This is a genomic window from Lautropia dentalis (assembly GCF_003892345.1).
GTDB lineage: Bacteria > Pseudomonadota > Gammaproteobacteria > Burkholderiales > Burkholderiaceae_E > Lautropia > Lautropia dentalis.
In genome coordinates this window covers 1,203,011-1,218,010 of record NZ_RRUE01000002.1, presented here as the reverse complement: position 1 = coordinate 1,218,010, position 15,000 = coordinate 1,203,011, and the positions used below count along the sequence as shown (strand labels likewise).

General features: G+C 65.7%; 10 protein-coding genes and 3 pseudogenes. 8 read left to right on the top strand and 5 right to left on the bottom strand.

Going from position 1 to position 15,000, the window contains the following annotated elements:
* Positions 1-1,225 precede the first annotated feature (1,225 nt).
* The 3 pseudogenes from EHV23_RS16410 to EHV23_RS16670 all read left to right on the top strand — a co-directional run.
* A pseudogene (locus tag EHV23_RS16410) lies at positions 1,226-1,399 on the top strand (M61 family metallopeptidase); the annotation flags it as partial.
* A 381-nt stretch (positions 1,400-1,780) separates the two neighbouring features.
* Positions 1,781-2,140, top strand: a pseudogene (locus tag EHV23_RS16215) (M61 family metallopeptidase); the annotation flags it as partial.
* A gap of 444 nt (positions 2,141-2,584) precedes the next feature.
* Positions 2,585-3,400, top strand: a pseudogene (locus EHV23_RS16670) (M61 family metallopeptidase); the annotation flags it as partial.
* An 860-nt stretch (positions 3,401-4,260) separates the two neighbouring features.
* Here the strand turns inward: EHV23_RS16670 and trpC are convergent.
* Genes trpC through EHV23_RS12880 form a run of 3 tightly spaced genes read right to left on the bottom strand, consistent with a single transcriptional unit; the run spans position 4,261 to position 6,738 of the window.
* Entirely contained in the window at positions 4,261-5,106 is an 846-nt protein-coding gene (trpC, locus tag EHV23_RS12890) for an indole-3-glycerol phosphate synthase TrpC (protein ID WP_125096426.1), read from the bottom strand.
* A 25-nt stretch (positions 5,107-5,131) separates the two neighbouring features.
* On the bottom strand, positions 5,132-6,163 hold the full coding sequence (gene trpD / locus EHV23_RS12885) for an anthranilate phosphoribosyltransferase (RefSeq protein WP_125096425.1): 1,032 nt from the start codon (positions 6,161-6,163) through the stop codon (positions 5,132-5,134).
* The gene (locus EHV23_RS12880) at positions 6,160-6,738 is read right to left on the bottom strand and encodes an anthranilate synthase component II (protein WP_125096424.1); all 579 of its coding nucleotides are present in this window, start codon (positions 6,736-6,738) and stop codon (positions 6,160-6,162) included. Before EHV23_RS12880 ends, trpD begins: the two co-directional genes overlap by 4 nt.
* A gap of 785 nt (positions 6,739-7,523) precedes the next feature.
* On the opposite strand from EHV23_RS12880, the gene EHV23_RS12875 reads away from it, so the two are divergent.
* A complete protein-coding gene (locus tag EHV23_RS12875; protein ID WP_125096423.1) occupies positions 7,524-10,166 on the top strand; it encodes a chloride channel protein in 2,643 nt (880 codons plus the stop codon).
* A gap of 184 nt (positions 10,167-10,350) precedes the next feature.
* Positions 10,351-11,643 carry a chloride channel protein gene (locus EHV23_RS12870; protein WP_158615972.1) on the top strand — a complete coding sequence of 431 codons (1,293 nt, stop codon included), beginning with the start codon at positions 10,351-10,353 and terminating at the stop codon, positions 11,641-11,643.
* Here the strand turns inward: EHV23_RS12870 and EHV23_RS12865 are convergent.
* A complete protein-coding gene (locus tag EHV23_RS12865; protein WP_125096421.1) occupies positions 11,633-12,208 on the bottom strand; it encodes a methylated-DNA--[protein]-cysteine S-methyltransferase in 576 nt (191 codons plus the stop codon). The genes EHV23_RS12870 and EHV23_RS12865 overlap by 11 nt on opposite strands.
* A gap of 469 nt (positions 12,209-12,677) precedes the next feature.
* On the opposite strand from EHV23_RS12865, the gene trpB reads away from it, so the two are divergent.
* On the top strand, positions 12,678-13,931 hold the full coding sequence (trpB, locus tag EHV23_RS12860) for a tryptophan synthase subunit beta (RefSeq protein WP_125096420.1): 1,254 nt from the start codon (positions 12,678-12,680) through the stop codon (positions 13,929-13,931).
* 255 nt (positions 13,932-14,186) lie between these two features.
* Here the strand turns inward: trpB and EHV23_RS12855 are convergent, their stop codons facing one another.
* Positions 14,187-14,411 (bottom strand): ABC transporter ATP-binding protein, encoded by a 225-nt coding sequence (locus tag EHV23_RS12855; RefSeq protein WP_420813062.1) that lies wholly within the window; start codon positions 14,409-14,411, stop codon positions 14,187-14,189.
* Positions 14,412-14,424: 13 nt separating this feature from the next.
* Between EHV23_RS12855 and EHV23_RS16665 the strand changes: the two genes are divergently transcribed.
* Together EHV23_RS16665 and EHV23_RS16660 are read left to right on the top strand one after the other, a co-directional pair.
* Positions 14,425-14,736 carry a transposase gene (locus EHV23_RS16665; protein ID WP_158615971.1) on the top strand — a complete coding sequence of 104 codons (312 nt, stop codon included), beginning with the start codon at positions 14,425-14,427 and terminating at the stop codon, positions 14,734-14,736.
* Between the two features lie 35 nt (positions 14,737-14,771).
* The coding region (locus tag EHV23_RS16660; RefSeq protein WP_420813070.1) for an IS3 family transposase at positions 14,772-15,000 on the top strand (229 nt) is incomplete at its 3' end.

Genomic DNA, 15,000 nt, shown 5'->3' with positions numbered 1-15,000 from the left:
TCAGCAGGCAAGTGGCGGGGCATGCACGGTCCGGCCTGGGTGGGGGAACAGTACCGGACATGGACGGTTGCAGGAGGGCGATCTCAAGAGTCAAGTGCAACAAGAGGCTTCCTGGCGTGGCCTTCAAGAATCTTCGTCATGTCTTCGTCAGGAGGTGGGCATCCAGTACCAGGCGCGGCCCCCCGTTCACCAGTCGGGCAATGTCGTTCAGGCGGGTCCGGCTGATGGCTGAAAGATCCATGCCCTTGTTGGGCAGGAGCTGGCACAGCAGAACATTGGGAGGTTCGCTGTGTTGCCCCGCGGCCATGGTATATGGAGATTGCGGAACGTGATGGTGGCTCGCTCTACAGGGCTGAGGTGGGTCAAGATTCGGGGCTGTTCCATGGCAACACCTCAATGGGGATGGGGTGTTGCACTTGCAGGTTGATTCCAGGTGTGGGGGACTGGCAACCGGCTGCCGGAGGGTTGGAGAGATGGAGGGATGGCGACAGGTGGGCTGGTGGGCTGGTGGGCTGGTGGGCTGGTGGGCTGGTGGGCTGGTGGGCTGGTGGGCTGGTGGGCTGGTGGGTTGCAGGGTTGCAGGGTTGCAGGGTTGCAGGGTTGCAGGGTTGCAGGGTTGCAGGGTTGCAGGGTTGCAGGGCTGATGGGTTGATGGGTTGATGGGTTGATGGGTTGATGGGTTGATGGGTTGATGGGTTGATGGGTTGATGGGGTGATGGGGTGATGGGGTGATGGGGTGATGGGGTGATGGGGTGATGGGGTGATGGGGTGATGGGGTGATGGGGTGATGGGGTGATGGGGTGATGGGGTGATGGGGTGATGGGGTGATGGGCTGGAAAATTGGGCTGGTGGGCTGGGGGCTGGCGCGTACAGCGGGCGTGGCTGGAACAGGACGCAGGTTGTCATGGAGAATGGCCTTGGGGAGAATTGGCTACGCGCCCCCTGCTGTCAACGAGCCCACCGGGATCACCGGGGAGATTCGCAAAAGTCTGCGAGTGGTTTGGCCCCGGGATCGGGATGAGCCAGAAGGCGCCCTGGCGGCAATAGCAGTGCTACTGGCGGCAATGGCAACGCACTGGATCGCCCGATCATGGAGGCCAAAGTGCCGCAGGACTTTTGCGGAGGCTCCCCTGGTCATCAGGAAGGCTGTCGAAATGCCTGATGCGTCGGTCGGGGGGTTACCGGGGGTGGCTGTTCTGTTTTCCTGTCTTTGTGTTGGAGTCTGGTGTTGGACGCGGTTCATTATTCGATTTTTCCGGTGAATCCGGGGGCTCACCTGTTCGAGGTGATGATGTGGGTGGCCAATCCGGAACCTTCTGGCCAGGAACTGGTTCTGCCGGTGTGGATTCCGGGCAGTTATCTGGTGCGGGAGTTTGCCCGGCATATAGATCAGGTTTCGGCCTGGGCATGCCATCGCCCTCCTGCCCGTCTGAAGCACTCACTGTCTGCAGCGCAAGTACGGGACAGCTGGCAAGGAACGACACAGGACGCAGGACAACAGGGGGCACCACGGGACGCAGAACAGGAAGCATCCCGGAGCGCAAGACAAAGGGCGTCAGGGGGCACAGGACAAGAGGCATCGCGGGACACAAGACAAGCGGCGTCAGGGGGCACAGGACAAGCGGCATCACGGGACGCAGAACGAGGGGCATCATGGGATGCAAGACAAGGGGCAGAACGGGGCTCGGGGCAAGAGGCATCGTGGCGCCCAAGGCAAGGGGCAGAATGGGACGGAGGGTGCGGAACTGCAGGAGGCACCTTGCGAGCGGGCAGGAAATCGGTGGCAGCAGCAGTCCAGGCCTCCGGCCGGTCTGTGCATGAGGAAGAGGTGCCGGATCCCGGCATGCCAGTGCCGGTGTTCAAGGTTGACAAGCACACATGGCGGTGCGGGGCCCTGCCGACTGATGGTTTCGGGCTACTTGTGCGCTATCAGGTGTACGCGTGGGATCTGTCTGTCCGGGCGGCGCATCTGGATACGACGCATGGTTTTTTCAATGGCAGCAGTGTGTTTCTGGCGGTGCGGGGCCAGGAAGACAGGCCATGTACCGTGGATATTCTGCCGCCCGCCGGGCCGGATTATGCGGACTGGCAACTGGCGACCACACTGCCACGTGTGGAGGCCGGCGGCGGCAGCCAGAAAACAGAGCGCAAGTCTCCGCGCAAGGCGACAGGGAAGTCTGAACAGGTTGCCGCCTCTGGAGTCAGGGAATGGTCCACGGCAGTCCGGCAGCCGGGGGCGAAGAGAGGTACTGCTGCGGGGCATGTGACAGCAGCCGTGCGAACCGCCGTGGCGGAATACGCGAGGTCCAGTGCACAAACTGCTGTGGAGGGGCGCACGACGACCGGTATGCAGGCTGCCGCGAAGGGGCGCACGACGACCGGTGTGCGGGTTCCTGCGGAGGCGCTCGTGACGAGAGGCATGCGGGCTGCTGCGACGGAGCGTGCCGCGACAGGAATGCAAGCGGCTGCTGCAGGACGTGCGACGGCAGGTATGCGAGCGGCTGCGGCGGGACGCATGACGGCCAATGTGCTGTCCGTTCCGGATGTGCGGGTGGATACCCACCATGGAGAGGATGCGGCGCTGTATGCGTTCGGGCGTTTCCGGGCGCGGGATTATGATGCGCTGATTGACCATCCGGTGGAGATGGGGCGTTTTCGGGTGGCGTGTTTCGAGGTTGGGGGGTGCCGCCACGAGGTGGTGGTGACGGGGCGTGCCGATGTGGATTTTGACCGGCTGGTGTCCGATCTGAAGCCCATTTGTGCGCAGGAGGTTGCCCTGTTCGAACCAGGAACGAAGCGGGCACCGGTATCGCGCTACCTGTTTCTGGTGATGGCGGTGGGCGATGGTTATGGGGGACTGGAGCATCGCAGCAGTACGGCGCTGATATGTTCGCGGGATGATCTGCCGTGGGTGGGGATGCAGGGGACGCCGGCGGGATATCAGACGTTTCTGGGGCTGGCGGCGCACGAGTATTTCCATACCTGGCATGTGAAACGGATCAAGCCGGCGCGGTTTGCGCCCTACGATCTGGGTGGCGAGGTATATACGGACCTGCTGTGGGTGTTCGAGGGATTCACATCGTATTACGACGATCTGATGCTGGTTCGGTCGGGGGTGATTGATGCACAGGCCTATCTGGGGCTGCTGGAGAAGAGCGTTCAGCGGGTGGCCGCAAATCCTGGACGACGACTGCAGAGTGTGGCGGCGTCGAGTTTCGATGCGTGGATCAAGTATTACCGGCCGGATGAGAATACGCTGAATGCGGTGTCGAGCTACTACGTGAAGGGATCGCTGGTGGCGCTGTGCCTGGATCTGCTGATCCGGGAACGGACCGGCGGGCAGAAGTCACTGGATGACGTGATGCGGCTGTTGTGGCAGCGATTCGGGCGGGGGTTCTATGCCGATGACGCGCTGCCGCGGGAAGACCGGACAGGAGCGAGTGCGGGCACAGGCACAGGCACAGGTGCAAGTGCAAGTGCAAGTGCAAGTGCAGGTGCAGGTACAGGTACAGGTACAGGTACAGGTGCAGGTACAGGTGCAGGTACAGGTGCAGGTACAGGTGCAGGTACAGGTGCAGGTGCAGGCGCAGGTGCGGGTGCAGGTACAGGCAGTGACGGGCATGCGGGGCGGCGCAGGCGCGATGAAGTCTCGATGTCCGTGGTCGGCGGACACGCTGTTTCGTACCGGGGCACTGGTACCTTCCGTGCGGCGGGCGTGGGGGAGGATGAGATGCCGGCGCTGATTCGCGAGGCGACGGGGCTGGATCTGCGGCGGCAGATCCGGGCGTGGGCCTATGGGACCGGGGAACTGCCGCTGACGAAGCTGTTCAGGCCGCTGGGTCTGGTGCTGCGGGAGACGCCTTCGGGTGAGGAGCGTTGTTCACTGGGGGCTCGTACCGGGATGCGCGACGGGGAGCTGGCCATTTTGAGCGCAGAGCGCGATGGGGCGGCTGCACGTGCGGGACTGTCGGCAGGAGACCGGCTGGTGGCGCTGGATGGGCTGCGCTGTACGGAGGCCCGTCTGAAGACGGTGCTGACCCGGTATTCGCCCGGCGACCGGGTGGAGGTGATGGCGTTCAGGCGGGACGAGCTTCTGGCAGCGCAGGTCGTGCTGGATGCGGCGCCCGCCATGCTGAAGCTGGAAGCCACTGGCGAGGCCAATCCGTTGCGGGCAGCGTGGCTGGGGGAAGGTTCTTCTTCGAAAGGAAGGCGGCGAAAAAGGGCAGCGCTCTGAAAGGGGGGCGTTCCTGGGGGAGACGTTCAGCCTGCCAGCCAGCGGGCCAGTTGCAGGCCCGGGTCGGGGGCGCGCATGAGGGTTTCGCCGATGAGGAAGGCGTGGATGCCGCCCTGGCGCAGGAGGGCGATGTCCTGTGGGCCGGCGATGCCGCTTTCGGAGATGGTGATGCGGTCGGTGGGCAGGCGCTTCTGCAGGTTCAGGGTGGTGTCGAGGCTGACGCTGAAGTCGTGCAGATTGCGGTTGTTGATGCCGATGAGCGGGGTGTCGAGACGCAGGGCGCGGTCGAGTTCGGCGCCGTCGTGCACTTCGACGAGGACATCGAGCTGGTTTTCCCGGGCGCAGGCGGCGAGTTCGGCCATCTGGTCGTCGGAGAGGGCAGCGACGATGAGCAGGATGCAGTCGGCACCGATGGCAGCGGCTTCCTGCACCTGCCAGGGGTCGATGGTGAAGTCCTTGCGCAGGATGGGAATGGAAGCGGCTGCGCGTGCCTGGCGGAGGTAGTCGTCGTGGCCCTGGAAGTACTGCCGGTCGGTGAGGACGGACAGGCAGGTGGCACCACCCTTTTCGTAGCTGCGGGCGAAGGCAACGGGCTCGAAGTCGGGGCGGATGACGCCCTTGCTGGGGCTGGCTTTCTTGACTTCGGCGATGATGGCGGGTGCAACGGGCGCCGGGGCGTGTCCGGCATTGAAGGCTGCGGCGGCTGCCATGACCCGCTGCTGGATGGCGCGGGCGAAGCCGCGCGGAGGGTCGTTTTTCAGGCGTTCGGCGACCTGGCCGCGCAGGGCGGGTTCGCCCAGCGTGGCACGGGCGGCGCGGACTTCATCGCGCTTGGTGGCGATGATTCTTTCCAGAACAGTTGGAACTTTCATGGTGACTACCAGTTACAGGACCGCTTCAGTTGCCGAAGGACTGGGTGACGCGCACGAACTCGTCGAGCTTCTCTCGGGCGGCGCCGGAAGCGATGGTCTGCTGGGCGAGGCGGATGCCTTCGGCCAGCGAGCCGGATACGCCACAGCAGTAGAGGGCTGCGCCGGCATTGAGTGCGACGATGTCGCGGGGGGCGCCGGGGGTGTCGTCGAGGACGGCCAGCAGCATGTCGCGGGATTCTTCGCGGGTGCTGACGCGCAGCTGGCGGTTGGAGGCCATCTGGAAGCCGAAATCTTCGGGATGGATGCGGTACTGGCTGATCTGGCCGTTGCGCAGTTCGCCGACGAGGGTGTCGGCGCCGAGGGAGATTTCATCCATGCCGTCCATACCGTGCACGGCCAGGACGCGCTCGGCGCCCAGCTGTTTCATGACGCGCACGAAGATGCCCACGAGGTCGGGGTGGAAGACACCGAGCAGGTTGTTGGGGGCAGATGCAGGGTTGGTGAGGGGCCCGAGGATGTTGAAGATGGTGCGCACGCCCAGTTCCTTGCGGATGGGGGCGACATTCTTCATGGCCGGGTGGTGGTTGGGGGCGAACATGAAGCCGATGCCGCAGAGGTCGATGCAGGCAGCGACCTGGGCGGGGGTGAGCATGATGTTGGCACCCAGGGCTTCGAGGACGTCGGCCGCGCCGGATTTGGAGGAGACGCTGCGGTTGCCGTGCTTGGCAACGGCGCCGCCGGCGGCCGCCACGACGAACATGACGGTGGTGGAGATGTTGAAGGAGTGGGCGCCGTCGCCACCGGTGCCGACGATGTCGATGAAGTTCTGTCTGTTGGCGACGTGGACGGGCGTGGCGAACTGCCGCATGACTTCGGCGGCTGCGGCGATCTCGCCGATGGATTCCTTCTTGACACGCAGGCCGGTGATGATGGCGGCGGTCATGACGGGCGAAACTTCACCCTGCATGATCATGCGCATCAGGTGCAGCATCTCGTCATGGAAGATTTCGCGATGCTCGATGGTGCGCGTGAGGGCTTCCTGCGGGGTGATGCTCATTGGTTCTGCTCCAGAAAATTCCTGAACAGGGCATGGCCGTGTTCGCTTTCGATGGATTCGGGGTGAAACTGCACGCCTTCGATCGGCAGCTCCCGGTGGCGCAGGCCCATGATCTCGCCGTCTTCGGTCCAGGCGGTGACTTCGAGGCAGTCGGGAACGGTGGCGGGGTCGATGACGAGGGAGTGGTAGCGCACGATCTGGAAGCGCTCGGGCAGGCCGGCAAAGGCGCCCTTGCCGTTGTGGATGACGGTGTCGTGCTTGCCGTGCATGACCCGTTTGGCACGCACGACCTTGCCGCCGAAGGCCTGGCCGATGGCCTGCTGGCCCAGGCAGACGCCGAACATGGGAATCTGGCCGGCAAAGGTGCGGATGGCGTCGAGGGTGACGCCGGCGCCGTCCGGGTCACCGGGGCCGGGAGAGAACATGAGGTGGGAGGGATTGTTGCTGCGGATGCCATCCAGGTCGATGGCGTCGCTGCGGATGGTGGTGACGTCCGCCCCCAGCTCGCCCAGGTACTGGACGATGTTGTAGGTGAAGGAGTCGTAGTTGTCGATCATCAAGATTCTGGCTGGCATGACAATCCCGGGATCACAGAGTACGCTGGTCAGGACCACGCTGATGCTGCGCACCAGTCAGGCCGGCACCCAGCGGGGAAGGAAGGGCAGCGGGGCGTGAAAGAAGGCGGGGCACGGAAGAAGAACGCGCCCAGGAAAGCGGGACGCCCGGTATCCACATCGCTGCAAGCCGACAGTGTAACGGCTGGCCGGGGCGAAGGCCACGCAGGACATGGGGGGACGCCGTTTTCTGCAACCCCGCAGTTTGGGCAGGAGAACCGCCCTGCCGCACCCGCTTGCGGGAACGGACGCTGCGGTGGGGACCACTGGAGGCGGTTCAGAGCGTGTGTCGGGACTCATTCGTCCCCGGCTGGCCCGGAAGGCTCCCCTTTGGGGTACGCATGGCTGTATTGACAGTGTCCTGAAGCCATTCAGGACACTGTGGCCCTGCCGCACCTTGCCCTGCGCGCCTGAAGGCAGGTTCGCGGGGACGAATGAGTCCGGGACACACACTTCAGATAGGCTGTGTCCAGAAGCGCTGCTGGCGGCCTATGGTGGCTACTCGCGCCAGGACACACGCCCCAGACGGGCAATGTCCAGAGCTGATTCTGGGCAAGCGTGTGGGGGTGCTGGCCACGCAAATCTTCAAGAACGGCAGGGAATCGGGCCGGAATCTGGCAGAGAATCCGACAGCCATGGGGCCACCACATCAGCCATCAAAATCAGGCTGAATTTGTAACAACACATTATAAATCGCCACATCGCGCATAAAATGCTGGACATTTGTCTGTTTTGTTGTATCGGACATGATGAAAAACGCTTCTCCTCCCCGCCCCTTTCCGGGGGTGCGGCTGGTGCTGGCCGTGGTGCTGACCGGTGTGGCGGCGGGGCTGGCGGCGGCCGCACTGTCGTGGATGATTCATTTCGTCGAGCATCTGGCTTTCGGGCAGAGCGAGGCCCAGTCACGCATCGTGACGGAGGGCACGACGCCGGAGCGGCGGATGGGCGCGCTGCTGTGTGCCGGACTGCTGGTGACGCTGTGCTGGACGTGGCTGCAGGTGAAGGGGCGGCCCGTGGTGGGGATCAAGGGGGCGATCGCAGCCGATACGCCCGCCCGCCGGCGCCCTCCCTTTTTCGAGGGGACGGTGCACGCGCTGCTGCAGATCGTGGCGGTGGGTTCGGGTGCCCCCATCGGACGCGAACTGGCACCGCGGGAGCTGGGTTCGCTGTTCAGTGGACGGATCTGTGACCGGCTGGGCATCGACGAGGAGATGCGCCGGCTGCTGGTGGCCAGTGGGTCGGCTGCGGGACTGGCCGGGGTGTATCAGGTGCCATTTGCCGGGGCGATCTTTGCGCTGGAGATCCTGCTGGGGCGGTTTACGGTGACCTACGGGATCGTGGCGCTGGCGGTGTCGGTGATTGCGACGGTGGTGGCACGCGTCGAGGTGACGACCGACGCCTTCTATGTGCTGGGCCAGATCGACGGATCGGTGGTGACGGTGCTGTGGAGCGCGGTGATCGGGACGCTGGTGGGGCTGCCGGCGGCGGCCTTCCGGCGTGCGGTGCTGCATGCGGAACAGTATCGGGCCAAGCAGTGGGATGTGCTGTGGGCGCTGCCGCTGGCACTGCTGCTGACGGAGGTGGTGGCGATCTGGCTGCCGCAGGTGCTGGGCAACGGGCGCTCGGTGGCGCAGACGGCCTACGACGGCATCACGATGGGCATGTGTCTGGCGCTGATTCTGGGCAAGAGTGTGGTGGTGCTGGCCACGCTGCGCGGTGGCGCCTATGGCGGGACGCTGCAGCCGGCAGTGGCGCTGGGGGCTCTGTCGGGCATCCTGCTGGGCACGGGGCTGCACCAGCTGCCGGTCTGGGAGTGGCTGCCCCCCAGCGCGGCAAAGGCCGATCTGCATTCGGCAGCCGTGGCGGGGTCGGCGGCCTTTCTGGCGGTGTCGATGAATGCGCCGCTGACGGCGTTCGGGCTGGTGATGGGCTTCACGGGCCAGCACGATACGGCAGCCCTGCCCCTGCTGGCCTCGGTGAGTGCGGGGATGGGCATGGCACACTTGTGGCCACAGAAGAAGGCAGCACCGGCGCACGAGAGCGCCGCGCACGGCGCAGTGGAACAGGTTGCGGTGCGGCTGCCTGCACGGGCAGCGGTGCCACTGGCGGCGGTGGCTGGTCAGGGTGCCGGTGCTGGCGTACCGGGCATGCTCCAGGCGCGGGACGTGGTGCGGGAGCCGCTTCCAGCCGTCGTTGCGACAAATATGGGCACAGTCGCACACGAGGGGACGTCCACCCCGCCATCCCGGCTTGGGCGGCAACCGGCCATGGCTGAGGCCGGGATCACGGAGATGGCCAGGATCCATGACGCCGGTGCATCCGTGGCTGAAACGGTCGGTGCAGGAAGGGTACGGACTGACGTGGCCGGTGAGGTCCGGGCCGGGACGGTGATGGCTGACGTGGCTGACCGGGCCATGACCGGAACCGTGGTGGCTGACGTGGCTGACCAGACCATGGCCGGAACCGTGGTGGCTGATATGGCTGACCGGGCCATGGCCGGGACCGTGGTGGCCGATGTGGCTGACCAGGCCATGGCCGGGACCGTGGTGGCCGATGTGGCTGACCAGGCCATGGCCGGGACCGTGGTGGCCGATGTGGCTGACCAGGCCATGGCCGGGACCGTGGTGGCCGATGTGGCTGACCAGGCCATGGCCGGGACCGTGGTGGCCAAGATGGCCGATGTGGATGAACCTGTGGCGGCCCCGCGACGGAAGGCTGCCACGCGGACCAGAACAAAAGCAGCGACGGAAGGCACGACGAAGCGGGCCGCCCCGCGTCGCCGGACGAAGGCCGCCTCGCAGCAGGCCGGGACATCGGCGGCTGCAGGACAGGCAGACATGCCGTCGGGAATCTCTGCGTCGATGGATGCCACTGCGGACAGCATGGCGGGTCCGGGCGGCGATCTGCCGGATGTATCACCGGCACCGAAGGCACGCACCCGGGGAACCCGGAGCAAGACATCCCGCAAGACCACGGTACCACCGGCCGAAGCAAGGCAGGCGCGCCAGACCGTGCGTCAGACCGAGGTCAGGGTGCAACGGCAAACGGCCGAGCAGACGACGATCCAGTGGCAGGACCAGGATGCACTGGGGCCGGCAGGTATCAGGATCGTGCGCGAGGCCATCGAACAGGCCGCCATGCAGTGGCGGGAGCAGGAAACACGGCTGCCCGTCGAACTGACGGCATCACCTTCACCGGTCGGACAGCTGGAGATTGCCTGGCCCGGCCCGGAAAAGGCGTTGCCGGGTGCTGGCCGGGCGCTATATCTGGAGCGGGAGCGGGCCAGCGCCTCACCACAGGAAGTGCAGCCGGAGGTGCCCACGGAGATTCGGGTGTCGGTGGTGATTTCGGTGCCGCCCGGGGAGCGGTCCCCGCGCACCCGCAGATAACTGCTTCAGCCGGGCTTCTTCTGCCAGCCCGTCCATCCATGACACGCTCTAAAATGGCCGGCTGGACGCTCCTGCGGTTGCCATGATGCCTGATGCTGCCCCTTCTCCCCTGCCCGCCCCTTCCTCTCCGGCCGGGGCCAGCCCTGTGCTACAGGTTCCCGCTGCACAGGCTCCCGCTGCACAGGTGTCCTCTGCACAGCCGTTCCCTGCCCTGCAGGCGTCCCGTTCCGAAGGGGGCATCCGGTGGCGTCTGCTGCTGGCGATGATCCTGACCGGGGTGGCTGCGGGGCTGGGGGCGGCAGCGCTGTCGTGGCTGATCCATGGGGTCGAGCATCTGGCTTTTGGGCAGACCGAGGCGCAGGCACGCATCGTGACGGAAGGAACGACGCCGGAACGGCGGATGCTGGCGCTGCTGGGTGGCGGGCTGGTGGTGACGCTGGGCTGGGCGCTGCTGCAGCTCCGGGGCCGCCCGGTGGTGGGAGTGAACGGGGCGGTGGCGGCCGATACACCGGCGCGCCGGCGGCCACCCTTTTTCGAGAACATGATGCATGCGGTGCTGCAGATCGTGGCGGTGGGCTCGGGGGCGCCGATTGGCCGGGAGGTGGCACCACGGGAACTGGGTGCACTGTTTGCCGGGCGGATCGTGGATGGTCTGCGACTGGATGACGAGATGCGGCGCCTGCTGGTGGCCTGCGGGGCGGCGGCCGGTCTGGCCGGGGTGTATCAGGTGCCGCTGGCCGGGACGGTGTTTGCGCTGGAAATTCTGCTGGCGCGTTTCTCGATACGGTATGGGGTGGTTGCGCTGACAGTGTCGGTGATTGCGACGCTGGTGGCCCGTGTGACGGTATCGACCGAGACCTTCTATGTGCTGGGCCAGATCAGTGGCTCAGCGGTGTCGGTGGGTTGGTGTGCGCTGATCGGGGTGCTGGTGGGGTTGCCGGCGGCAGCCTTCCGGCGGGCCGTGCAGCACGTGGAGAAGCACCGGGCACAGAAATGGCAGGTGCTGTGGGCACTGCCGCTGGCGCTGGCGCTGACGGGGGTGGTGGCGATCTGGCTGCCACAGGTGCTGGGCAACGGCCGCTCGGCGGCGCAGACGGCGTATGACGGCACGACGCTGCAGCTCTGCCTGGCGCTGCTGGCGGGCAAGACGGCGGTGGTGCTGCTCACCCTGCGCAGTGGCGCCTATGGGGGGACGCTGACGCCCGGCGTGGCCATTGGCGCACTGGCTGGTCTGGCTGCGGGCCTGGGGCTGCATCTGCTGCCGGTATGGGATGTGCTGCCCGGTGTGGCCGGCGAGGCCAGTGTGCTGGCGGCGGCCGTGGCGGGGTCGGTGGGATTTCTGGCGGTGTCGATGAATGCCCCGCTGACGGCCTTTGCGCTGGTGATGGGGTTCACCGGACAGCACCATGCGGCGGTGCTGCCGCTGCTGGCGGCGGTGGCCGGGGCGATGGGGGCGGCATCGCTGTTCAGCCGCTGACCCACAGGGAGGGCTGCTCCCATTCCTGTTCATGGGCCAGGAGCTGCTGCTTGCGCGACAGGCCACCCCCGTAGCCGACCAGGGTGCCATTCTTGCCGATGACCCGATGACAGGGGATGATGATGGAGACGCGGTTGGCGCCATTGGCCGCCGCCACGGCGCGAATGGCACGCGGGTTGGAGAGGATCCGGGCTTCGTGCTGGTAGCTGATGGTCTGGCCGTAGGGAATGTCGCGCAGTACCGCCCAGACGCCCTGCTGGAAAGGGGTACCCGGTGTGAAGAGCGGTACGCTGAAGACGCGCCGGATACCCTGGAAATATTCGGTGATTTCGTGCTCGGCCTGGCGGGTGCCCTCGTTCTGGCCGGGGAGGATGTCGGTGGACATCAGCCGGCAGAGGTCGTCACGCTCGCGCTGCAGGCGGGCCGTGTCGGTGAATTCGAGCAGGCTGACGCCCAGGGGGCCGGCAATGACTTCCATGGGGCCCAGCGGCGTGTCGAAACAGTGGCTCAGCAGGGGCTCGGCATCAGGGAAGCGGCGCCGGGATGAGGCAGGCAGGGGGAGCATGGTGTTTCTCCATGGTCGGGGCAGAAAGCCTGTACAGACCGGCCGCCGCGGGACACGGTGGGGTGGTGTCATCCCCGGAACTGCAGGGCCGGACAGTGGGACGCAGCCCACGAAAACTGCAGGGTCGGACAGCAGGACACAGCCCACGAAAACGGCGTTTCCAGACAGGGGGCACACAGTGGGACAATACCGGAGTTTGTCATGACCCCATTCGTGCGTCATGAACGCATTCGCTCCCGCGCTGGCAGCGTTGCCCTGCATGGCAAGGTGACCAGCCTTTCCTGCGCACGGCGCCCTGGATGCCCCTGCAAAAGCCCTGCGGCACTTTGGCTTCCATGCCCGGGCCATCCTGGGCCCGAAGCGCTCGCAGACTTTTGCGGAGGTTCCCTTGCAGCAGGCGGCCGGGGACATCGAGCGAATGAGTCCATGACACGCGCTCATGTACCGTTCCGTACCTTCTGGAGACGCCATGTCCATTTCGGATTCTTCGGCTTCGTCTGCTTCCACGGTTTCTTCTGCGTTCCCGCTTCCCGATGCCAGTCTTCCCGATGCGCAGGGCTATTTTGGCCGCTACGGCGGACAGCTGGTGCCGCCTGCGCTGAAGCAGGCGATGGATGACATCAACACGGCCTACGAGACGATCCGTCAGCAGGCCGACTTTCAGAATGAGCTGGCGACGCTGATGGCCGATTATGTGGGCCGGCCCAGTCCGGTTTTTCATGCACGGCGGCTGTCGCAGCAGCTGGGCGGGGCGCAGATTCACCTGAAACGGGAGGATCTGAACCATACGGGCGCGCACAAGATCAATCACTGCCTGGGCGAGGCGCTGCTGGCGAAGTTCATGGGCAAGACGCGGGTGATTGCCGAGACGGGTGCCGGCCAGCATGGGGTGGCGCTGGCCACGGCCTGTGCACTGGTGGGCATTCCCTGCGAGATCCACATGGGTCAGGTGGACATCGAAAAGGAACATCCGAATGTGACGAAGATGCGCATTCTGGGCGCGAAGCTGGTGCCGGTGACACGCGGGGCAGCCACGCTGAAAGAGGCGGTGGACAGTGCCTTCGAGGTGTATCTGACCAATCCGAAGGATTTCATCTACGCCATCGGGTCGGTGGTGGGGCCGCACCCGTTCCCGAAAATGGTGCGGGATTTTCAGGCGATCGTCGGCCGCGAGGCGCGCCAGCAGTTTCTGGACCGGCATGGCCGGCTGCCGGACCATGTGGCGGCCTGCGTGGGTGGGGGGTCGAACGCAATCGGCATGTTCACGGCCTTCCTGAACGATGCCGGGGTGCATCTGGTGGGCGTGGAGCCGGCCGGTGAAGGGCTGGACAGGCCGGGGCGGCATGCGGCAACACTGACCCGCGGCAAGCCGGGCGAGATTCACGGGATGGCCTGCTATGTACTGGAAAAGGCCGATGGCACGCCGGATGCGGTGCACAGCATTGCGTCGGGTCTGGACTATCCGGGCGTGGGGCCGCAGCACAGTTACCTGAAGGACATCGGGCGCGTGGAATACACGACGGCCAGCGATGACGAGACGCTGCAGGCGTTCCTGACGCTGTCGCGGGTGGAGGGCATCATTCCGGCACTGGAAAGTGCCCACGCGGTGGCCTGGGCGATGCGCGAGGCACCGAGGCTGCCGGCCAGCCAGCACATTCTGGTGAATCTGTCGGGCCGCGGCGACAAGGACGCGGATTACGTGGCGCAGCGGCTCGGGCTGTAGCGCGTGTTCTGAACCCGGGCGTCCCCGTAAAACGCGCCTGGGAGCGCAGGCCAAGACGACAGGAGCTGCCAGGGGCTGCCCATGGCGGGGGTGCAGCGGCACGGGAAAGGCTGACCAGTGCAGGTACGGCCTGCACCCGGAACGAAGGGCAGCTCATCCCGTCATGTCTCGCGACACCGGTGGCGCAATCCATCTCTAAGCAGGGCCAGCAACCAGTGAACAGGGTGCCCCCGGATGGCAGCCGGAAAGTGACGTTCAGTCCGCTGCCTGCCCGAGTTCCGGAACGGCAGCGAGCAGCTGCCGGGTGTAGTCATGCTGCGGGGCGTCGAGCACGGTGTCTGCAGCACCCTGCTCCACCAGCCGGCCCTGCTGCATGACACCGATGTCGTCGCACATGAAGTGGATGACGGCAAGATCGTGGCTGATCAGCAGTGAGGTAGCCTGACTTCCGTAGACACCCACATGAGGGAGAATGGCCATGGAGGGTCAACGGATGAAACAGAATCAGAGTTACACGGCCGAGTTCAGGACGGAGGCCGTCAGGATGGTCCTTGAACAGGGACTTTCGCAAGCCGAGGTCGCCGCCAGGCTGGGGGTTCCGAAGGGGTCACTGGCCAACTGGGTGGTCAAGGCCAAGGGACCGAGCAAGCCATTCTCGGGTGTGGCCGAGGCCAGCCGCGAGGAGCTTCAGGCCGAGGTGGTGCGACTGCGCCGGGAGCTGGCCCGTGCCGAGATGGAGCGAGAGATCGTAAAAAAGGCCGCCGCGTACTTTGCGAAGGAGTCCCTGCAAGGTACGCGTTCCTGAAGGACAGGGTTCACGGCAAGGGGTACCCGTTGACCGTGGCCTGTCGGGCACTGGAGGTTTCTCGCAGCGGCTATCTGGCCTGGCTCAAGCGCCAGCCCAGCCAACGGGCCAGGGACGACGAGCGCCTGCGTGTTCACATCAGGGCGGCTCACGAGGCGGGGCGCCAGACCTATGGGGTGCTGCGCGTACATGCGCTGTTGCGGCACCAGGGACAGAAGGTCGGACGGGATCGTGTCGGACGTCTACGGCGCGAGATGGGCCTGC